Consider the following 21,009-nt stretch of genomic DNA (forward strand, 5'->3'; position numbering starts at 1 on the left):
TGGGTTTCAATCCACGCACCCCATACGGGATGCGACTTACAACGATCTCCTGTATGCGATCGTAGGGCCGGTTTCAATCCACGCACCCCATACGGGATGCGACAGCGCGGCTGCGGAGCCCTTGAGTGGCAAGGGTTTGCAAGCGCTTCAGTGCGAATCTCATTTTATTATACTTGAAAACGGGTAGTTTTTCATAATAAAATGCCGAAATCCCAGTCATATCAAGGGGTGCGAATCTCCCGGGAAAATCATGTGCGCTTGGGGTTCGCACTTGTGATGCCGTATATTTCCGCCAAAAAAGAGGTTATGATAGAAAAAAAGCTCTATAGGTTCTGACGATTACTCGCTTTTGCGGTGACAATCCTATTTTCCCCAAAAAAGTTCAAAGTTCAATAGGAGGCAAGATGAAAACGGAACTGACGAAGAAACAAACGCAGGAGATCGTTCAGTTTCTCGTTGAAAATTGCGAAGCGTTTGCGGTCATTTTATTCGGATCGGCGGCAAAGGAGCGGATGCGCGTCGATAGTGACGTGGACATCGCGTATTTGTCGCACCGGAGAAGTTCGGACTACGAACGTTTTATGATGGCCCAACGGCTTGCAGATGTGCTGAAACGCGATGTGGATCTGATTGATTTTTATAGGGCAAGCACGGTTTTTCAGGCACAAGTGGTGACGACCGGGAAAATGCTGTACGATGGGGAGCCTTTTGTCCGGCAGGAAGCTTTTATGGTGGCGTTAAAATCGTACGCTTTGTTGAATGAAGAACGTTCTGAAATTTTGGCTCAAATTGAAAACGGAACGGGGGACAGCGCATGGGGCGGGATGTGGACTACCATTAACCGGTGCATCGCCCGAATTCAAGAAGAATATGCAGGAGACCCGGCCAACCTCGGGAATATGACCAAGCAGGACTCGATCATTCTGAATTTGCAACGAGCCTGCGAGGCATGTATCGATCTGGCCATGCACACGGTGGCGGAAAAAAAGCTCGGATTGCCTCAAACGAGCAAGGAGGCATTTGATTTTTTGCTGCGGGAGCAAGTGATCTCGGAAGAACTGTGCAACAACCTGAAAGCGATGGTCGGTTTTCGCAACATTGAGGTCAGAATTGTTCAGGCGATCATTGAGAAGCATTTGAACGACTTTCCGGCGTTTGCGGACAGGATCCGGGTATACATGGCAAAAAGTTCGGAGCCGGACGGGGCATAAGGTATAGGGAGGAAAAAACAATGGGATGGGCAGAGGGTGATTCTGCTTCGTTCCATTTTTTATTTTGGGGCGTAGATGTAGATTAATTTAAATCATATAGGATTCATTCGATTTAACGACGGAACTACATCTTACTGATGCTTGTTGTTTCAATTCACGCATTCGCATGGATGCGACGCCGACGACATCAACGCCAAACCGGAAACGCTTCCGATTTCAATCCACGCACCCCGTATGGAATGCGACCGCAGCCGGCGTCAGCAAAAGAGAAAGAGCCGGATGACGTTTCAATCCACGCATCCGTATGGGATGCGAAATGTCGATCGTCTCGCCAAGATCGGTCACAACCTGTTTCAATCCACGCATCCGTATGGGATGCGACAACGCAATGACGCTGGAAGAATTCCGGCAAGCAAGAGTTTCAATCCACGCATCCGTATGGGATGCGACCAGGAGTCGTAGACATAGCTACCAGGGTAATTGGAGTTTCAATCCACGCATCCGTATGGGATGCGACTAAGGCAGAACGGGACGATTACCGTAAGGAACTGGTTTCAATCCACGCATCCGTATGGGATGCGACTGTCCTTGTACTCTTGAGGGATAGTATCAAGCGTTCCGTTTCAATCCACGCATCCGTATGGGATGCGACGCGACGATTTGATCCAATGGAAAGAGAACCAAAGGTTTCAATCCACGCATCCGTATGGGATGCGACGTCGAGATTGGTTTAGTGACAGCCTCCGGACGTTCGTTTCAATCCACGCATCCGTATGGGATGCGACTTGCGGGCTGATCAAAGATGCCCGCGACAACAAGTTTCAATCCACGCATCCGTATGGGATGCGACAGCGACGATACGGAGCCCTTGAGCGGCAAGGGTTTGCAAGCGCTTCAGTGCGAATCTCATTTTATTATACCTGAAAACAGGTGGATTTTCATACTAAAATGCCGAAATCCCATTCATATCAAGGGGTGCGAATCTCCCGGGAAAATCATGTGCGCTTGGGGTTCGCACTCCCAAATATTACTTTGGATTGATTTGAATATACTTGTGCAATTTCTGATCAGCGGAATCGATATGCGGCAGTTGCTCCAAAATGACAGGAGGAAACGAGGAATGTTTGATTTTTCCGTTTTGAATCCGCAAGGATTGATTAGCCGCAAACCATTGGTAAATTTCCTCATTTCTTCTCCCATGTACTTTTGGATAGCTGACCAGAGGTTTATCGGGAAAATTAAAATCGGTCACCTTGAGCAATCGTTCGAGAACTTTAGGTTCGATAGAGTGGTTTCCCGGTTCATAGGCCCGGTATACAAAGCTCCCTCTTCTCTGCAGTTCTCGCGAATCGCGAGTTTTGATTTGCTTGACTGCAATTTTGACGCTTCCCATGCCCAACGGTTTGGCGTAGCCTAATTTATGCATATGATTTCCGTTATCGGAGCTACGCAACTCCAACACCCACTTCAAATTCGCCAACTCCTGTTCGGTCAGGTGGTGAAAATATACCTTAAACGCAAATGTGATTCCGGGTTTTACGGGGCGAACCGTATGTGTGAGTTTCGAATTCTTGCCCTGCTTGTTATCATTTTTTATTGGAACACCATGCCAGTAAAATTTTCGCCCTCTTAGGATGGCTGTTCCGTATTGAATCACTTCCTTATTTTTAAGTTTGCGGTCATACCTCACAGCGTAATCGTAATTCCAATGATCGGCTGGACGTTTGTCGTGTTTCATATTCGGCCGTTCCAGATAAAACTCCGCTGCCGAGGGCTTGGGAGATGCTAAAGTGAGTTCAAGTTCGGGCCTATAGTATTCTTGGGGTTTCAATAACGGGTTCACAATTGTGGCGTCGGTAAACCGAAGGCGAGATCCCATTGATCCCTTTTTGCCGACCATGCCGAACAGAGAGCAGGATGGGCATAGGCAATCTGGGTCCTCACAAGGTTGATAGCCGCCGTTATCCTTCAGAATGTGATAAGGTTGGTTCAAAAACATATCTTTAGAAATCGATGACGGGGCAAATAGATACGTACCGTTGTAGTCATTCGGATCATAATAGTAAACGCAAATAGCTTGCCCATCTTTAGCCTTTAGCCGCTCAAGGTAAATACGATAACTTGGTTCGGACGCATTTTTCTCATTGTCTTCATAGTTCTTCAACAGCTCATGAAGTTTCCGAATGGACAGGTCATCGTCCGAAAATCGTCTAATAATTTGATTTGTCAATTTAAAGACGGATTCATTTTTTTTCTTGGGCATATATTTGGAAATATGCAAATAGTACTCCGGTTGGTTCGTTCCCAAGTTATCGAACAAGCCGATTACTTCTACCTGTTCTTTATTTAAGACAACTCGAGAACCTTGCGAGTAACGATTCCATAGATTTTTGTGACTTCGAACTTTCTTCTTTTCAGCTTTAAACAATACCCAATCCCCGTCGATGAATTTCAATATCCCGAACTTGTTCCGAGGGATCCCTGAGCGGCGGAATAAATAATCTTCCGGGTCAGTATTGACCACACTCATACAGGAGTTCGTGGCGGCTTCGTGAACGGAGCGGATGGCGCCACGAATTTCGGAGCCGGGGACGACAGGCGGGTAGTATTCTTCTTTGTCTTGTCCTGCCTCCAAGTTTCGGTATCCATAAAAATTATAAAAAGGATTAGTTTCCGATTTAGGGCCGGAAGTGTTTGGGATGATCAACGGGGTATGAGGTGTCAACTCGCATTCGATATACCCGCTTAAAGTACCATGTTCCGGATTCATCCGCGTGCATTCGTCCCCGAGCGGAATGAATGTGTAAGGATTGACGAACGACTCGTTGAGATCGATCTTCCATTGCGAATCATTTTGAGCGAAATTAGCAATTTCTTTTTTGGAGAATCGGGACATGTTACTACACCGCCTTTTCTTCGCCGTTTTCTACGTAATATAGTCCGCACAGACGGGAATCGATCACGTTAATGCTGCCATTCCGAGCTTCGATATAATTCCGGACTTTGGAATAAACAGGGAGACTGCTCCGGTCCAGTTTGACCGGGAGCATAATGGAATTGCCTCGAGCTTCCGTATATCGTTGCCACTCTTGGCCCAATGATGAATCTTCAGCAAAAGTACCCCACAGTTCATGGCATTCATCGAATACAACCATTCCATCCGGCAACGTATGCAACAAACTGTCATCTATGTCGTTTAGCCGTGGTAGTTTTGTTTCGTTTTCATCTTCTATCACCCGAACGATGAACGAATCATAATCTACTTTTAGCGCATAAAACTCGTTTTCCGTGTCAAAAATTCGTAGCATTGTGGTTGCGTTCCAGTCGGAAGGTTGGCCGTCATGGAAGAGAAGACGGTATTCGCGGTTCTTGCCGAAAAAGACGCCGTTGTCCCGATAGTCCAGTGCAAATAGGCGGCGATTGGTCTTTTTTTGGAGAAAGTTATCAACGGCTTCTTCAAGCTTTCGGATATTAAACGTGGTCAAGCTTTCGTCACGCTCCTCCATACCGGGATTTTCTCGATAAACGCCTGCCGGTAGGCATCTGCCGGCAGATGGCCTCCATCAATTCGGACCGCATGATTTACCTGCTCCGAGAGATGTTCTTCCTCGTCGGGATCAACGCCATCTACCGTAAAAATTCCCCGGCCGATCGCCGTTTCTCCACCGACCGTAATCATCCCTCGTGCCAGTTCGTCAATACATAATAGAACAAGTCCGATTATGTAGTCGTTATTACCGTTTCGGTGCTCGACACGGATTGTTAGCTCGGTATGCGCTGAACCGGATGTGTTCAACAAAGGCCGAACGGTTAATAAAGCTCCGTCTGCAGCTCCACCCCGAAACCGGTCAATCGCCGCCCTTACATGCCGGACCAGTTCGCCTCCATAGATGACAGACTCTTCAAATACGAGCGGCGACGCCAACGCCTCTGCTCCGGTGTTCTTTGCGATCCGTCCGAATAGATCGTCGATCTCAAGAGCGTTCAACTGCTCCAGATTCCGCAGTTCCTCGGTGTAGGATCGGAATGCGCCGGCCCAGGAGGTGCCGGGAATGACCGGTAAGAAGTCGGAGCGGGTAAGTTGTTCGGCCGAAGTGGTATCGTCGTCGTCTTTAAGACTTGTATCGTACGTCCGAATGAGCAGCGAATGAGGAATTCTCAGCGGGACTCGGATTGTCGTAAATCGGTTCCCGAGGGAAACATTAAATTTGGAGGGACTCCAGGGTTGCGTAACATGCCTCCAATCAAAATGAATCCATAACTCTCGGTCTTCTTTTTTGCTCATGTCGAGTTCCAGGTACGCAGCATCTTCTAAAGCAAGGATGCCGAACCCTCGGCGGGTTTTGCGGCCAACCCGAACAAGACCGTCTTGAAAGCCATGGACCATACGATCAATATTTTTTTGTGCGGCCAGGTACTGACCATCGCGGATAACCGCTTCCAGCATAAAAGTAAAAGCAGCTTCGCAATCGATGACCTCGTAGTCCAGTTTCGCTTCGTGGACCGCTGTCTTATGGGGACCCAGGCGCACACTTTCTCGAAATGAAACAGAGATCGGCTCGGCTGTTGTGGCGTCGTAAAATATAAAGGAACTGAGTGTAGAGATTCTATCGCGTCCAACGGATTGTCCGAACACGGAAACGATATCTTCCTCCTCTTGATCCAGGCTGACGCCATGGGCGCACAAGCTGCGTAGGACGCCCGCCAACGTACTGCCGGGAATATATGGATTGCCGCGGAAATCCCGGAGAATATCGATATCGCTGTGCACGGCTTGTCCGCCGGAGACGATGGCGGGAGACTTCAGAACAAGCGTTCCTCTCAAATATATACGGTGCGTAATCCGATTGCCCGGAAGCCGTTTAGTTTGCGGAACCAATTTGTTGTGCCTCCTTTTGTTGCCGTTTGAGTCGTACCTTCAATAGTGCAAAAAAAGTATCGTAGTAGCAAGTTAACACTTCGTACGTGCCCGGTTTCCATTCCAACAGGGCGGGAAAGGATAGTTCCTGTAAAATTTGATCGGTTTCGCCGGTGACTCGTTCTGCGCGAAATAGATCCTTGAACGAGACGGAATTCTTGCGTTTTTTTGCATCTAAGCTACGAGCTTGATTGTACAGCGTCTCATAGTTCATCTTCGACCGGCATTCGCGATATAACTTCCACCGCTTGCGGATGTGCGGATTTAACTTGTCGCGGTGTGTTAAATGACTGTCAAACCATTCATCTGCATCTTGGGCTGCTTGGGCCGACAATCGGCGAAACAGAACGGTTTTTAGTACAGAAGAGATTAGCATACGTGTTGTCTCCGTCAGCGGCAGAGCTTCAGGGATCTCGTTTTCCGTTCGGGAGATAGGCTCGCGAACAATCAATCGCTTATGCGCCAGGACATCAATCTCATACTCACCGTAGCCGACAGACGTATAAAGGCCCAGCGTTCCTCTTGCCGGGACCATGACATCTACAGAACTACGGTTCACAAAAACGAACAGGCTGCCCCCGTCGTATGCGGGCTGGCTCACTTTCGGCAACTGCCATTTCGTATTGTAGCCGCTGTATTCCGTAAACCGGCAGTAAACCGAGCCGGTCGGTTCAATCGATAAAGGTCCGGCAAGCTGTTTCTCCAATTCACGCAAATACGCGGTTGCAAACGTCTCCGCCTTGCAATCGCAGTATCCGTTGGAATTGGGCACGACGGAAGGCGAGGAGAGTAGCACACCGAAAGTTTGGCCACTTTGAATCCGGATCATTTCCGGAGGCTTCGTTCGGACAATTTGACCGAATTTCAGACGTACTTGCCCGTACTGGACGTTTGCGCTTCGCCCCATGCGAAGCAGGCAGCCGTAGCGTTTGGCTAAATCGATTAAGACATTCAGAAGTCGCCCCTCGCCCTCCAGACCGGCTGCGAACAAGCTGTTTCGAGGCAGCGCCTCATAGACGAACAGTTCTCCGCCGATCTCGCTTTCCGGTCCGAGAGCGTGGCCGATGCTTTTTAGGGCTGGGCGCTGATGATGATAATGGATTTCTGTCGCTTGCTTTACCCAATATACGACAGACGAATTCTCGGGACTGGCGATATGAAAGCCTTGAGGAACCGTAGCCATCCGGTCGTCCTGCATCGTACCCGAAGAAGACGGATTCGAATTTTTATCATAGGCAGGTTCCATAATGTAGACGTGATCGTAATCGTCTTTTTTACGTTTCCAATGTGCACCGTTCGGGCGGGACCTTTGCGGAGAAATGTCCGAAACGGACGGGTACCCGTTACGAAACCTTACCTTGCCGTGGAGAAACAGATCGGCAAATAGTTCGTCCTTTTCCGGATCGTAAGCGGGATTTTGCTTTTTCCGGTCCTTAATGTAAAGAGAAGCGAACGAACCGAGCAGAGCGGTACCGGTAACGTAGCCTTCTCGAAAAATAACGGGCGATTGCAGCATCAGATTTAGGGGCAATTCATACGTTTCCGACTCATCCAGTCTATCGGTGGAAAAGAAGCCGGAATCTTCATTCTCCCGAATCGTTCGATCCAGACGGCACTTTACCCAACCAAGTCCTCGCGTGCGGTTCAATCCCATATGACGCAGCACATTTGTACAGGTTTCCAAAATATCCAAATCTGCCAATGAATACTCTCCGGAAAAAGAGACTTCAAACTCAAAAGTAGAAACTGGCTGAATGACGCGAATAGAGCGCAACGATTTCGGCTTGACCGCTCCAGTTCCACGATCGACGGCCGTTTGTGTTCTTATCGACGTATAGACGTCGCGAACAGCGTCAGGATGGAAATAGGAAGCGGTTGTTGGATTGCTCCGAAGGTGCCGGAGACAATCCACGAGTTCCGCATAGCCGCTCGGGCGGCCGTTTCTAATCAAAACGTTTCCCTGTAACGTTCCGCTGCGACCAAATAGCCGATCACGAACATTCTGGCTGAATATTTCAGCATCGTATTGAGCCAGTTCGTCGAAACATTCGAGCAGACAACCCTTTAACCTTTTGGCCGGAATTTCGGGAATTCCAAACTCGTCTACGGCAACTTCTGTATCGATGATACCGGCGGAGCCTTCACCGATTGCGGGACAAAGCGGAGATAATAATTCCAATACGAATTTCATGATGAAACCTCCTGCCAGGAACAAAAGTCGATGAATTCGAGCGCGTCAAACAGTTTCGTCGTGTAGGACGGTTCCGACGTCCCGTAATGTTGAACAGCCAAGTCCCAGGTTCCGCCAAGAAGCGTGATCAGACGTTCAAAATCTTGCGGATAGCGCGAGCGAATGAACTCAAGCTCAAGGCCGATTGCTTCTTTGCCGGATTTCATCACATGGTGCAAATCCTTCAGCTTGGAGCGTGCCCACACTTTCGGCGAACACGCAAATTCGGCAGTCAATTTCTTGAAGTTACTCAACTCGTAAATTGCCAGGTCGCGGCATTCTTCTGAATCCCCCTGACGGGGAATATACCAGGGCCTAAAGCATAATGACAAAAAGCGATCGTTATACGGGACGAAATATTGTTTCCTTGTTTGATCCAAATCGCCGGTGATACCGCTTTTGCAAAGATGAAAATCGATCCAGGAAGCTCTTTTCTGACCTTTATCCCGTAATCGACCTTCATGTTTGGCATATTCGCAACATTGCTCGGCGATGGCGTAGGCTCTCGAAAAGGGAAACGTGATCTTAGCGATGGCCACTCCGGCGCTTGCAGTCAGATGGTTCTCGTCAAACGAAGGGTCGAGATCATTAAGGTGCTTTATAAAGTACTCGGCATATTCCAATCCGTACTTACCGTCGCATACAAAGGTTACGTCGTCGCCGTCCATGACGATCGGTCGAATCGGCAGAACGAGGTTAGGGCTCGTATGATCCGTTTTCAACTGGCGATCTTTAACATATTGAATAAGTTGACGGAACGCATTCTCATAGGAGTTATTAATTTCGCCGGACAACTGGCAGAGTTTCTTCAAGGCTTCGTCCATAGAGAGTTCGGAGTCCTCGGTCAGTTTTTTTACGAGTTCTCCCATGCCATTTCCGTCAATGTGAACAATTGCGAGAAAATTTTTGTCTTCTTCCTTGCGGAAATGCTGGAATTCACGAATAAACGACTCGTGTTCCGGTAGCTGAAACTTCAATTCAAAATAACGTTGATCGGCTTCTTCCCGTTTGCTTCTCTGCTGAGCAGACATGCCTAGATAAGGTTTTTCTTTGTTGATGCATATAGGGGCTTGTGTCAAATTGTCCAACCGATTGATAGAATATGAGCCCATAAGTCGGGGCGTCTGTTCCGTTTGTTTCTCGCGTTCCGCGTTTTGCCGTAATGTCTGAAAAACAAGCTTGGCAGGCGTTTTCTCATCGTACTCGCAATACCCGCTGCAAAGACGCAATCCTCGCCCGTGTTGGAGCAGCCAAATCTTTAAGTTGCGAGATACTCTCTGAGCATCCTCCAATGTTTTAAAGCGCACAATTGCATTTCCACCACCGGAATACTGGAGTTTTGCGTCTTCGCCATAAGGTTGCAACATGCGTCCGAGGACGCCGTCCGAGGCCAGCGTCTTCTTTACGATCTGAGAGCCGCCGCTAATTTCAGTCAGTTTGTTCGAAGCAAAAATAAAATCCTGGATGCCGCTGAGATCAAATTTTGCCAGCACGCTCATGACTACATTTCACCTTCCTGTGACGACTTCTTTAGATGCTTCTCGAACATTTGCTTATAAGCGGCGTGAGGAAACGGCATCGGATTGTTTATCAGCATGAGGAGCTGATTTAGCTGAAAGATCAGGGTTAGAAAAACGTGTTCTTTTTGGTTGTTGTCGGTAAGTTTGAGGTCTGAAATTTTTTTGGCTTGTGCTTGTTTTTGATTATTGTATTTGTCTATTTTGGTTATTTTATAGTGGTTTAACTTTTTGAACCAGTAATCATAAGACTTATTTTCATTCTGCATCGTCTTTCGAAGGGTGAAGTCAGTATCAAAGCTAATAATAATATCAAATAGATTAGAAGTAGATTTAGAAATTTGTTCGGTCGTGGTCGAACATAAAATACGAATGGGCCGAGTGGCTTTTTGTGAAGCAGGGCTTTCAAACATTAGTCCCCTGAAATTCTGGTTACAGATTCACTACAAGTACTGAGCATTGCAATGGATTTACACCAGCTCTTTAGTTCATCTAACTTCAAAGTGTTGCTTTTACATTGAACAACGACAGCTACAGCTTCGATCGGAATAAACTTCATTTTTCCGTAATTGAAAATATAGGGAGTATACTGTTCGTCGTAGATTGCCAGATCAACTTCTGCTGAAATATTGCCATTGGAGTCCAGAACAAATACACCTTGATCAATGCAGAACTTGCGAGGAATGACTTGCTCGAATAATTCTTTCCATATGTACTCGCGATACGATCCTGTCGTTGGAGGATGAGCAGGTGTTTCTAGTAGAAGTTGACTTACGATCGACCTTTCCAGATGCGCATAGTTTCCAATGATTTTAGGTATTGTATTTTTCTTGGCTGTCATTTTCAAAGGCTCCTTTCATATTGCTTTATTTATCGTAGATAACGCTAAAGTGCCCGAAACCAATGGTCGAATTTTTACCCGCATGCAGTAGCGTTCCGGCTTCAAGCAGCGGCGTAAAAGGGGTTAAATCTCCCTCATAGCAAGCCCATCCTTCAATGGCCGGCAAATTCAACTTGTTGTCCTTACGGTTCATCGAGTACCGTTCAAAATCGACAAACTGCCAATTTTGCTGGATCGTCCTGACTTTGCGTGCCTCATTCAATAACCCTTCTTCGTCCCAGTGAACGAGGTGCTGCGAGTAAGCTTGAGACAGTAAAGCTACTCTCCGAACAATGGATTGAATAAGTACGGGAAAGGACAACGAATGGCAAAGAGTGCGGTTAAGCAGAATTCGTACAGGCGTATCAAAGCGGACCAGAGCAGCTGTTGCCGGCCGTTCCGTACAGTTTAAAGAAATAGGTTGTAAATTTCGCATCCATGTCTTTCCACTGGAATAAATCAATCGGCCTCGAATCGGATCGACTACTTGTTCCAGCGCGAAGGAAAGTCGTTCTGCGCCCCATCCCCGTTCTCCCATGGCTTGGAACGTATCCAAAAGAAGCCCTGCCCGACCAGTTGCTTCTCCGATCAAAGTCAGATCGAACGAACAAATATCCCCCGGCTGCCAAACCGTTTTGCCGCGGACCAACGGATGCAGAACAAAAGGATTAACGGCACCGCCTTCATTTCCCGGGGAGCAAAAAGTCTGGGCATAGGAACAACTATGCCTGATGTTGCATTGATGACAAAGTACTTTAGGCGTCGGGCAGACAAAATCCCGCATGCAATGCCCGATGATACCTCTTAACGTTGAACCTAAATAAGGAGGCAATCTTCCTTCTTTTTTGGCTACAAACGATGCTCGTAGCGTCAACGTTTCCAGATGAGAAAACATCGCATCGACCTAACTTTCGATATAAAAATAGGAACATAGATTTATTTATATCAACATTTTACCACAAAACTTTACAAATTATTACTTTGGTTGCCTTAGGAATAGGAAATTGGGATCTAGAGTTGGTAAAGCGGGGAAGGGGATAAGCTGGTATTGGCTATATTTTATTGAGGGTTAGAAATGAGAAAAACCAAAATCCACAACCAACATACGATAATCTTGTCGTGATTGGCTACATTAAGTTCTGGACAAGTACCTGCGAACTGATTGCAAGCACTTTGTATAGGGCGTGATTGAATTAAGGAGATGCCAACTACCTGCTGAGTTTAGACCAGTGTAGGTGGAATGGGACCACTTGACTGGGCTCTAAGTTCTCCATCCAGCAGACGGGTTTCAGTACAGCATCCGCACGGGAGGCGACGGACATTCCGTACAACGTTTACCCGATACTTCGTGGTTTCAATCCACGTACCCATTCGGGATGCGGTGGCCGCACAGCACGGCGAGGACAAGCCAGTCAAGGTTTCAATCCACGCCCCCCAGCACGGGATGAGACGATCTGCTCCGATCAGACAGAAACGCTCAGAGGAGTTTCAATCCACGCACCCCGCACGGGATGCCCTTCAGCATCACACGTTCACCTTGATCTATAGGGAAGTTTCAATTCACGCACCCCATATGGGATGCGACGATTCCGCCGCGGTGCTTAAATCAATCGACGAGGTTTCAATCCACGCACCCCATACGGGATGCGACGTTCTGGCTATGGCTGATATAAAGAGTACGTTCAGTTTCAATCCACGCATCCCGCACGGGATGCGACGTGAGGCGTTTATCAATGACGACCTCGGGATGCTGTTTCAATCCACGCACCCCGCCGGGATGCGACCAGATGCAATTGCAAAGGCAAGTATCAACCAAAGCGTTTCAATCCACGCACCCCGCACGGGATGCGACGGGTTCGATGATGATTTTCCATTACCTGAACGGGTTTCAATCCACGCACCCCATACGGGATGCGACACGTTGGTATATTGACCGATTGATCAGGGAGGCTGAGGGTTTCAATCCACGCACCCCATACGGGATGCGACTGTTTGGACAGACGAAAAGCATGTACCTTAAGCCGGTTTCAATCCACGCACCCCGCACGGGATGCGACATGTACACGACGCACGCCTATGTTACAAGCATCGTTTCAATCCACGCACCCCGCACGGGATGCGACCGGGGTCGTGCGGCGATCTTTGCCGGAACCGGTCTTGGGTTTCAATCCACGCACCCCGCACGGGATGCGACGATCATCGCATCACAAACGCCTATACGGAGTCTCTGTTTCAATCCACGCACCCCGCACGGGATGCGACGATTTCCTTTTTTAACTCTTGAGCAACAAGCTTTGGTTTCAATCCACGCACCCCGCACGGGATGCGACGCTTCCTCGCTCGCTCCCATGCCATTGATTTATAGTTTCAATCCACGCACCCCGCACGGGATGCGACGAGCTTCTCGGCGTCGATATTTCCACCTTAATTGAGTTTCAATCCACGCACCCCGCACGGGATGCGACAGCGCGGCTGCAAAGCCCTTGAACGGCAAGGGATTGCAAGCGCTTCAGTGCGAACCTCATTTTATTATACCTTAAAACAAGGGTATTTTCATGATAAAAAGCCGGAAACCCGGTCATATCAAGAGGTGCGAATCTCCCGGGAAAATCATGTGCGCTTGGGGTTCGCACCAGAGTTCGGGATCATTAGTGAAAAAATTGTGCGATTTGCATCTCTGAAGGCTCTTGCCTCCGAAACTTCCGCCAGCCCCCGGCACGCGGAAAGGAGTGCAAACCTCACGGGGATTTCAAGCTAGCTTGGGGTTCGCGCCCATACGGCCGCATCTGTTTTGCACATTCTACGGCAATTGGAAAAGGAAACGCCAAGATAAGACCGTGGCAAATAGAGAATGAGGAAAAAGGTATGACCGTTTAAAAGGAAAGCCCCAAAAATTCACAGGAGGCTTCGGAAGCCGCGCGCTTCAGAAGTCAACCGCCAACTCCGAAGCGAAGAGCTCCAAGCGCAAAGCCGCTACCTCAACCGATTGAAAAAAGCGCTCATCCGCTCCGCGTCCGAGGAGTAGACGTTCACGACGCCCAGCAAGCTGTCCGCCTGGCCGATCACGTCGGCGAATTTGCCGTACAGCCGGTTCAAATAGGGGCGATCCGCCAAGGCGTGGAACCGGAACGTGCGGACGTTTTCGTTTTCGGAGACGATATGGTTGACCAAAAAGCGGAAGCCCGTTACGAAAGCGCCGCTCTTGCGATACCCCTCGGAAATGATCGCGGAGTCCACGAACGCGACTTCTCCTTGCGGATGAGGCTCCCCGTCGGCGGTCAGGTACCGATAATAGGTCCAGCCGATCGTTTGGCCGTCGTGGCCGCGCGCGAGCACCACCTGGGAATTCGGGACGGTTCGCAAAATATAGAGGAGAGCTTCTCCCAAGTTGAAGTTGCCGCTGAAATCCGCACGGTTTCGGATAAAATATTGGGAAAATTGCGCCAAGTCCTGCGCATCCCGGCAAACTTTAAAGTTGATTTTCATTCGGAGCCAACGTCCTCCTATTTTTTGAATGCATCTTTCAGGACCGGTCCGAATCGCCGTCATACAACTCGTGCCGGAACCTCATCGCATAGCGGTAAAGCGAGGAAAAGTCGGTTCGATACTCTTCCAGGGTTCCCCGATGCGTATCGACCGAGGCGGTCCGTTGCCCGAGCTTGGCGCATAGCCTTTGAAGCTTCGCCTGCGCGGGAATCCAGAAGCGGATCTCCGAAACGGGCCTCTCCTTCTGGGCGAGATGTTGCGTCAAAAACTGCAAGCCTTGCAGGAACAGCCGGGTATTGCGATAGCGCTCCGCGATAAAAACGGTTTGAACTTGAACGATCTCCGCGTCCCGATAGTCGTTTTCCCCCGTGCCGTGGATGCAGCCGAGCGCGGCGATCGGCTCGTCCTCGCCGTCGAAGCAGACGATCGCCTCCGCACCCAGCAAAATCGGACTTCCGATAAAACTGAGCGCAACGGGAAAATCGTACGGCAAATTCAGCTCCGCATAATGTTCGAGCAAAAAATCGAGATAACGCTCCTGATACGCCTCGAAAGCGCATACCGCAAAGTAATGATCCATAGGCAAACCGGGCTCCTTTGTCGCGGGATATTTTGATTATTGACCCGGTTTTTGAAAATGTAAATCGGCGATAAAAAAAGACCCGGGCTAGCCGGATCGGTGGCGCTTGCGCTTGGCCGGATTACTTGGCCGCTGCCGTGCGGACTTGCTCGCTTGCTTTCAAAAGATCCACGATCGTGAATCGGCCCAATTTGCTGCCTTCTTTCTTATCTAAGTTGGGAGGCATAGGAACCATGATGGCATCTCCTTCACTGGTGTAATGGGTGAAACTGCTGCGAAAAATCCGCAAGCGGCTTAGCTATGCTCTTAATATAGCAGAGATTCGACCGCTTTTCTGTAATTGTAACTACAAATCGGGATTTATTTTCGGATCGGTTTGGGAGAAGGAGCAGGAAGTAACGGAAGGTGTCGAATTTTTCCAATAGGGCGGAGGTGGGCCGATGATGAAGTTCAAATGCGAAGGGGCGAGCCGGGGAAAGGGGACTTGTTCGAGGCGGACGTGGAAAGAGCGGCGCTAAGAGCTCACAGTGCGGGAAAAAATTTCGCGAATAACGGCTTCGCGCGACCGTTAAATCGGAAGATCGGCCGTTTTCGCTCGTAGTGCGGGAAATTTGGCAAATAACGGCCTCGCGCGACCGTTAAATCGGAAGATCGGCCGTTTTCGCTCGTACTCGAACGAGTTAACGGCCACCAGGGGCCGCTATTCGCTCGTAGTGCGGGAAACTTCGCGAATAACGGCCTCGCGCGACCGTTAAATTCGGAAGATCGGCCGTTTTCGCTCACACTCGAACGAATTAACGGCCACCAGGGGCCGCTATTCGCTCGTAGTGCGGGAAATTTCGCGAATAACGGTCCCGCCGCGACCGTTAGCGCAGCCTCGCGCGAGTGGCCCCGCCACCGGCTGCCGGCGCAAGCCCCGCCAGCTCCGCGAGCCGCCCGCGGCTACGCCTGTCGCCAGACGGCGTAGCCGAACGCGGGCAGCTCCGCCTGCAGCCGCCCGCGGCCGAGCGGCGCCGGCTCGCCGGTGAAGGCGTCCGCCCAGCTGCCCGCGGCAGGGACGGACACGGACGCGCTCTCGCCTCCGGCGTTCATCGCGACGATGAACCGCTCGCCGTCCGCCGCGCGCCGCTCGTACACGAGCGTGCGGCTGCCCGGCTCCGCCTGCAAAAAGCGGATGTCCGCGCTCCGCAGCGCGGCGTGGTTTTTGCGCAGGCGGATCGCGCCGGCGAAAAACCGGAGCAGCTCCCGGTCCTGCTTCTCCTCCTCCCACGCCATGCATTCGCGGCAGCCCGGATCGCCGTCGCCGCTCATGCCGACCTCGTCCCCGTAATAGACGCACGGGGTGCCGGGATACGTCAGCTTGAACAGCGTCGCCAGCTTCATCCGGCCGACGTCGCCGCCGCATCGCGTGAGCAGGCGCGGGGTGTCGTGGCTGCCGAGCAGGTTGAACGCCGTTTCGGTCACCTGCTGCGGATAGGCGGCGAGCTGCGCCCCGATCGCGTTCGCGAACTTCGCGGCGTCGATCGTGCCTTCGGCGAAGAAGTCGATGACGGCGTTCGTGAGCGGATAGTTCATGACCGCGTCGAACTGGTCGCCTTGCAGCCAAGGTATCGAATCGTGCCAAATTTCCCCCAAAATGTAGGCATCCGGCTTGGCGGCCTTGACCGTGTCGCGGAACTCGCGCCAAAACCGGTGGTCGACCTCGTTGGCGACGTCGAGACGCCAGCCGTCGATGCCGACTTCCTCGATCCAGTAGCGGGCGACGTCGAGCAGGTACTTTTTGACCTCGGGATGCTCCGTGTTCAGCTTCGGCATGATCGGCTCGAAGGCGAACGTATCGTAAGTGGGAATGCCGCCTGCGACCCGCAGCGGAAATTCCCGGACGTGGAACCAGCCGGCGTAAGGCGAATCGGCCCCTTTTTCCAGAACGTCCACGAACGGCGGGAACTCGCGCCCGGAATGGTTGAACACCGCGTCGAGCATGACCCGGATGCCCCGCGCGTGGCAGGCGTCGACCAGCTCCTTGAGCTTATCGTTCGTGCCGAAATGAGGATCGACCTTGAGATAATCCTTCGTATCGTATTTATGGTTGGTCGTCGCCTCGAACAGCGGATTGAAATAAATCGCGTTGACCCCGAGATCCGCCAAATGGTCCAAATGGTCGAGCACGCCCTGCAAATCCCCGCCGAAGAAATTCGTCGGCGTCGGTTCGGCGCTTCCCCACGGCAGCGCGCCCTCCGGATCGTTCGAAGGGTCGCCGTTCGCGAAGCGCTCGGGGAAAATTTGATAGAACACCGCGTCCTTCACCCACTCCGGCGGGGCAAACACGTCGACCGGGTTGATGAACGGGAAATCGAACAGCTCCAGAGAGTCCGGAGGAGGCGTTTCGCGGAATTCCTTTTCCGTCAAATAGAGCTCCTCGCCGCCCCGGACGAAATGGAAGCCGTAGCGCAGCCGGCGATACGGAGGCTCCACGGCCGCTTCCCAGTAGTCGAACAGCTCATCCGCCGCGAACGCGCGCATCGGCACGATTCGCTTCGTCCGCTCCCAGGCATATTTGTCCCCGACGATGGCGTTAACCGCTTCCATTTCGTTCCGCTTCGTCCGAACGCGAAGATGAATCGTCCTTTCGTCGTAGGCGTAGGCCCAGTTCATCTTGGGCCGGTGAAAAATCGCTTCCCGCAGCATAGTCCAGCACTCCTTCGCAAAATGAGATTCCGATAATTCCGGAGGGAAGAAGGGAACGCAAAAAAGGCACAACCCCGTAGCTTCCCGCCGAGGTTGTACCTATCGGTAACATTGCCTTTAAATTATCGCTGGCTTCATTATATCGGATCGAAGTCCGCGTGCCAAGGGTTATTTGATCTTGATCGCGGCTCTTACCGTGAAGGCTCGGATGATTGCAAGCGCGGCGCCGAACAGGACGAGCGTTCCGGCCGCGGAGACGAGAGGCGTGAACTCGGGACGATCGAACGAAAGCCAGCCGGTCAGCGGATTTTGCAGCTCGAACTCCCACAGCACGTCGGACGCGACGATCCAAAGAAGGGCAAGCGGGATAAAGAGTATCCCGACGCTCGGAACGAAGCGGTAGAAGCCGATTCCGATCAGCCAGCCGGCGGAGTAATAAATCAGGACGTTCATCGCGAAGCTCAGCAGCGCCAGTCCCCAGTTTCCGCCGAAATCCAGGTAGCCCTCCGGTTCCGCCGGAACCGACGACGGAAACGCGAGATGCTGGACGGCGGTCGGGATTCCGGCCAGGACGGCGAGCGCGGCGGCATGCGCGACGGAAGCGGCGGCCGAGCCGGCAAAGCAAGCCTTGCGCGTAATGCCGTGCTTGACGTAAAACGCAAGAAAGCCGGAAGCGGAGGTGATGCCGACGATCAGCATATACACTTTGGACGGCCGGAACACGAAATCGAGAAAATCGTTTTCCAGCGAATTGGTCAAAAGATTGTTATTCAGCTTGAGAAAGCCGACCGACGGTACGACGTAATGAAAAACGAGATAAACGGCGAGCATGATCGCCACGAACATGAACGACCACGTCGATTGCAAGACAAGCAGATCGCCCGCGACTTTGGGGACGTCGGATTTGCCTTTCGGGTATATTTTTGCCTCCATCTCACTCGTCCTCGCTTGTCAAATGAATGAATAAATCCTGCAGCGACACCGGGCCGATGTCCAGCTGCTTCCGTCTGGCGGCGAACCGGGCTTCCTCGGGGATGTCGCCGTACACCGTGACGCACTTCGTATCGCCGAGCTGCTGGGAGTTGAGCTTCGTCATGCCTTGGACGAATTCGTCCACCGCATGGGCCGGCCCGGTCACGGACGCGCCTTTGCCGATGACGCTCTCGTAGTCCTCGTGCAGAAGAAGCTTTCCCCGATGAAGAACGATCACTTCGTCGAACAGATAATCCATTTCGGAGACGAGGTGCGTCGATAAAATCATCGTTCGGGGATGCCTCTCCTGATCGTTCAGCAATTCCCGGTAAAAAAGCTCCCTCGTCGGCGCGTCCATGCCCGTATAGGGTTCGTCCAGAATCGTCAGCGGCGAGCGGGTCGCGAGGCCGATCGCGGCGTTCAGCGCGGACTGCATCCCGCGGGAAAGCTGGCGGACCGGCTTATCCGCCGGAAGCTTGAACTTCTTGACCAGCTCCATCGCGTACTCGAAATCGAAATTCGGGCGATACCGCCGGGCGGCCTCGACCATGCCTTTCACCTTTTCGGATTCGTTGGCGTGGCTTTCCACGAACACGAACGCGACCTGGCGCATGACGCGCGGGTTTTCGAACGGAGGCTCGCCGCCGATCCGGATCGATCCCGCGGTATGCTCGCAGAACGAAGCGAGCAGGGAAAGCAGCGACGTTTTTCCGGCGCCGTTCCGGCCAAGCAGCCCGTATATTTTGCCGCCCTTCAAATGGAAGGAAATGTCGCTCAACGCTTCGAAATCGCCGTAGCGAAGGCTCAATCCGTCTGCCGTCACATCCAGCATCATTGATCCCGTCCTTTCGTTTCCTTGATCAGGGCGGCGATTTCCGCCTCGGAAATGCCCAGCTTTTCAGCCTCCAGCACCAAGGGCAGAACGTATTCGTCCACAAAAGCCGATCTCCGTTTTCTCATGATGATTTCTTTCGCTCCCTCCGCGACAAACATGCCTACACCTCTTTTTTTGAATAAAATGCCTTCGTCGACGAGCATATTGATCCCTTTGGCCACGGTGATGTGGTTGATCTTGTAAAACTGCACCAACTGGTTCGTCGACGGCACCTGATCCTGTTCCTTCAGCTGATCGTTTACGATTTGATCTTCGATTTTGTCACGGATCTGCATAAATATCGGTTTGCTGTTGTCGAACGCCATGCTCAACTGGTTGTCACCACCCGGCAGCGATCCGCTGCTATACTCATATCGTTATATAGTCATGTATATAACTTAATCAAAAAAATCCGATTCGTCAAGCCCATCGTTTCACAAAAATCGGCCAAAAAGTTCCACCCTCTTATTCGTTTATGGTTTAATAGAAAAATAGAAAAAGCGACGGAGGAATTGAAATGAGACCCGTAAGTGCACACTGGATCAAGCGCTCCGCGACCGCGCTCGTCCTCGCCGTCGGAGTGGCGGCATTATCCGCATGCGGAGGAGCCGGCGGGTCCGCGCCGGGGCCCGACGCGACCCCTTCCGCGCCGGTCGAAACGTCGTCCGCCTCTCCGAAGCCGTCCGAAACGGCCGCGCCGGCTTTTATCGCGCCTCTGACCGGACTTCCCGTTTACGAGGAAGTGACGAAACGTCCGCTCGCGGTCATGATCAACAATTTGAAGCCCGCGCGGCCGCAATCCGGCCTTTCGCACGCGGACATCGTCTGGGAAGTGCTCGCGGAGGGAGGCATTACGAGGCTGGTGTCCATTTTCCAAAGCTCGGCGCTTGATGAGCCGATCGGCCCGATCCGGAGCATTCGCCCGTACATGATCGACATCGGCGAGGCGTACGGCGGCGTGCTCGTCCATGCGGGCGCGAGCAACGACGCATTGGCAATTTTGCAGCATTCCGGGAAGGCGGATCTGGACGAGATCAACAACGCGAGCGCGTATTTTTACCGGGAAAGCTTCCGGAAGGCGCCGCACAACCTGTACTCCACCATCCCGAAGCTGCGGGAGGGAACGGAAAAGCTCGGGCATAACGAAACGGCCGACGTGCCGGCGATGACGTTCCGTTCGGCGATCGCGTTCTCGCCCGAAGATCCGGCGGCGGCCGACGTCGAGGTCAAATTCCAGCTCGACAGCTACAAGGTGTCCTATCGTTACGATCCGGCAAAAGGCACGTACGCCCGCTCGATCAACGGCGAACCCCATACCGACCTGAACAACGACGAGCAGCTTGCGGCCGCGAACCTGGTCATGCTTTCCGCGAAGCACCGGACGTACGACAGCGAGGGCCGGCTGGAGATCAATTTGCAAAGCGGAGGGGAAGCGCTGCTGTTTCAGCAGGGCCGAGTCATCGTCTGCGAGTGGGAGCGGGAATCCGGCGATATCGTCCGGCTGGTCAAGGACGGCGCCGAGCTTCCTTTCGCGCCGGGCAAGACGTACTACCACGTCCTCCCGAGCTCGTCGCCGCTCGCTTCTCTCGTAACCTATCAATAGCCGAGAGCGGACAGGCGAAAAAAGGCGGTTTTGACATTTTAGGTTATAAT

General features: G+C 51.7%; 16 protein-coding genes, 1 pseudogene and 2 CRISPR repeat arrays. Of the genes and pseudogenes, 3 read left to right on the top strand and 14 right to left on the bottom strand.

All coding sequences use genetic code 11. The features are described 5' to 3' along the window. Window positions 1–404: 404 nt before the first annotated feature. Window positions 405–758: pseudogene (gene mntA / locus JW799_RS28630) on the top strand (type VII toxin-antitoxin system MntA family adenylyltransferase antitoxin); the annotation flags it as partial. Between the two features lie 66 nt (window positions 759–824). Further along, window positions 825–1,211: a type VII toxin-antitoxin system HepT family RNase toxin gene (gene hepT / locus JW799_RS13040; protein ID WP_080835626.1), complete on the top strand. Its 387-nt coding sequence runs from the start codon at window positions 825–827 to the stop codon at window positions 1,209–1,211. A 284-nt stretch (window positions 1,212–1,495) separates the two neighbouring features. Then, window positions 1,496–2,061: direct repeats of the CRISPR family, unit length 32 nt. A 177-nt stretch (window positions 2,062–2,238) separates the two neighbouring features. Here hepT and JW799_RS13045 read toward each other — a convergent pair. From JW799_RS13045 to JW799_RS13110, 14 genes are all read right to left on the bottom strand, one after another. Continuing rightward, window positions 2,239–4,107 (bottom strand): TIGR03986 family type III CRISPR-associated RAMP protein, encoded by a 1,869-nt coding sequence (locus tag JW799_RS13045; RefSeq protein ID WP_080835334.1) that lies wholly within the window; start codon window positions 4,105–4,107, stop codon window positions 2,239–2,241. A 4-nt stretch (window positions 4,108–4,111) separates the two neighbouring features. Further along, window positions 4,112–4,696 carry a type III-D CRISPR-associated protein Csx19 gene (gene csx19 / locus JW799_RS13050; RefSeq protein ID WP_080835331.1) on the bottom strand — a complete coding sequence of 195 codons (585 nt, stop codon included), beginning with the start codon at window positions 4,694–4,696 and terminating at the stop codon, window positions 4,112–4,114. Continuing rightward, window positions 4,693–6,090, bottom strand: coding sequence for an RAMP superfamily CRISPR-associated protein (locus JW799_RS13055; protein WP_080835329.1), 1,398 nt, complete (start codon window positions 6,088–6,090; stop codon window positions 4,693–4,695). Before JW799_RS13055 ends, csx19 begins: the two co-directional genes overlap by 4 nt. After that, the gene (locus JW799_RS13060; protein WP_205430145.1) at window positions 6,074–8,320 is read right to left on the bottom strand and encodes an RAMP superfamily CRISPR-associated protein; all 2,247 of its coding nucleotides are present in this window, start codon (window positions 8,318–8,320) and stop codon (window positions 6,074–6,076) included. The genes JW799_RS13055 and JW799_RS13060 overlap by 17 nt, the downstream gene beginning before the upstream one ends. Next, entirely contained in the window at window positions 8,317–9,858 is a 1,542-nt protein-coding gene (locus JW799_RS13065; protein ID WP_080835326.1) for a Cas10/Cmr2 second palm domain-containing protein, read from the bottom strand. The genes JW799_RS13060 and JW799_RS13065 overlap by 4 nt, the downstream gene beginning before the upstream one ends. 2 nt (window positions 9,859–9,860) lie before the next feature. Further along, complete coding sequence (locus tag JW799_RS13070) at window positions 9,861–10,289, bottom strand: hypothetical protein (RefSeq protein WP_205430147.1); 429 nt, start codon at window positions 10,287–10,289, stop codon at window positions 9,861–9,863. Further along, window positions 10,289–10,717 carry a DUF6602 domain-containing protein gene (locus tag JW799_RS13075; RefSeq protein WP_205430149.1) on the bottom strand — a complete coding sequence of 143 codons (429 nt, stop codon included), beginning with the start codon at window positions 10,715–10,717 and terminating at the stop codon, window positions 10,289–10,291. Before JW799_RS13075 ends, JW799_RS13070 begins: the two co-directional genes overlap by 1 nt. A 25-nt stretch (window positions 10,718–10,742) precedes the next feature. Further along, a complete protein-coding gene (gene cas6, locus JW799_RS13080) occupies window positions 10,743–11,651 on the bottom strand; it encodes a CRISPR system precrRNA processing endoribonuclease RAMP protein Cas6 (RefSeq protein ID WP_080835320.1) in 909 nt (302 codons plus the stop codon). 924 nt (window positions 11,652–12,575) lie between these two features. Then, a CRISPR array of direct repeats spans window positions 12,576–13,221; the repeat unit is 33 nt; unit sequence GTTTCAATCCACGCACCCCGCACGGGATGCGAC. Window positions 13,222–13,729: 508 nt separating this feature from the next. Further along, a complete protein-coding gene (locus JW799_RS13085; protein ID WP_080835317.1) occupies window positions 13,730–14,242 on the bottom strand; it encodes a hypothetical protein in 513 nt (170 codons plus the stop codon). A 37-nt stretch (window positions 14,243–14,279) separates the two neighbouring features. Continuing rightward, the gene (locus JW799_RS13090; protein WP_080835314.1) at window positions 14,280–14,822 is read right to left on the bottom strand and encodes a hypothetical protein; all 543 of its coding nucleotides are present in this window, start codon (window positions 14,820–14,822) and stop codon (window positions 14,280–14,282) included. A gap of 942 nt (window positions 14,823–15,764) precedes the next feature. Continuing rightward, a complete protein-coding gene (locus JW799_RS13095) occupies window positions 15,765–17,510 on the bottom strand; it encodes an alpha-glycosidase (RefSeq protein ID WP_205430150.1) in 1,746 nt (581 codons plus the stop codon). Window positions 17,511–17,678: 168 nt separating this feature from the next. Further along, window positions 17,679–18,443, bottom strand: a complete 765-nt coding sequence (locus tag JW799_RS13100; RefSeq protein ID WP_205430152.1) for a hypothetical protein — start codon at window positions 18,441–18,443, stop codon at window positions 17,679–17,681. Between the two features lies 1 nt (window position 18,444). Then, window positions 18,445–19,317: an ABC transporter ATP-binding protein gene (locus JW799_RS13105; RefSeq protein ID WP_205430154.1), complete on the bottom strand. Its 873-nt coding sequence runs from the start codon at window positions 19,315–19,317 to the stop codon at window positions 18,445–18,447. Next, on the bottom strand, window positions 19,314–19,688 hold the full coding sequence (locus JW799_RS13110; protein ID WP_205430156.1) for a GntR family transcriptional regulator: 375 nt from the start codon (window positions 19,686–19,688) through the stop codon (window positions 19,314–19,316). Before JW799_RS13110 ends, JW799_RS13105 begins: the two co-directional genes overlap by 4 nt. A 185-nt stretch (window positions 19,689–19,873) precedes the next feature. Here JW799_RS13110 and JW799_RS13115 point away from each other — a divergent pair, with 185 nt between their 5' ends. Next, on the top strand, window positions 19,874–20,959 hold the full coding sequence (locus JW799_RS13115) for a DUF3048 domain-containing protein (RefSeq protein WP_205430158.1): 1,086 nt from the start codon (window positions 19,874–19,876) through the stop codon (window positions 20,957–20,959). The last annotated feature ends 50 nt before the right edge of the window (window positions 20,960–21,009 follow it).

This window comes from Cohnella algarum (assembly GCF_016937515.1).
GTDB lineage: Bacteria > Bacillota > Bacilli > Paenibacillales > Paenibacillaceae > Cohnella > Cohnella algarum.

Coding starts and splice junctions, on each gene's coding strand:
- hepT (WP_080835626.1), top strand. CDS start 825: ATGTGGACTACCATTAACCGGTGCATCGCCCGAATTCAAGAAGAATAT.
- JW799_RS13045 (WP_080835334.1), bottom strand. CDS start 4,107: ATGTCCCGATTCTCCAAAAAAGAAATTGCTAATTTCGCTCAAAATGAT.
- JW799_RS13060 (WP_205430145.1), bottom strand. CDS start 8,320: ATGAAATTCGTATTGGAATTATTATCTCCGCTTTGTCCCGCAATCGGT.
- JW799_RS13065 (WP_080835326.1), bottom strand. CDS start 9,858: ATGAGCGTGCTGGCAAAATTTGATCTCAGCGGCATCCAGGATTTTATT.
- JW799_RS13070 (WP_205430147.1), bottom strand. CDS start 10,289: ATGTTTGAAAGCCCTGCTTCACAAAAAGCCACTCGGCCCATTCGTATT.
- JW799_RS13075 (WP_205430149.1), bottom strand. CDS start 10,717: ATGACAGCCAAGAAAAATACAATACCTAAAATCATTGGAAACTATGCG.
- cas6 (WP_080835320.1), bottom strand. CDS start 11,651: ATGTTTTCTCATCTGGAAACGTTGACGCTACGAGCATCGTTTGTAGCC.
- JW799_RS13085 (WP_080835317.1), bottom strand. CDS start 14,242: ATGAAAATCAACTTTAAAGTTTGCCGGGATGCGCAGGACTTGGCGCAA.
- JW799_RS13090 (WP_080835314.1), bottom strand. CDS start 14,822: ATGGATCATTACTTTGCGGTATGCGCTTTCGAGGCGTATCAGGAGCGT.
- JW799_RS13095 (WP_205430150.1), bottom strand. CDS start 17,510: ATGCTGCGGGAAGCGATTTTTCACCGGCCCAAGATGAACTGGGCCTAC.
- JW799_RS13100 (WP_205430152.1), bottom strand. CDS start 18,443: ATGGAGGCAAAAATATACCCGAAAGGCAAATCCGACGTCCCCAAAGTC.
- JW799_RS13105 (WP_205430154.1), bottom strand. CDS start 19,317: ATGATGCTGGATGTGACGGCAGACGGATTGAGCCTTCGCTACGGCGAT.
- JW799_RS13115 (WP_205430158.1), top strand. CDS start 19,874: ATGAGACCCGTAAGTGCACACTGGATCAAGCGCTCCGCGACCGCGCTC.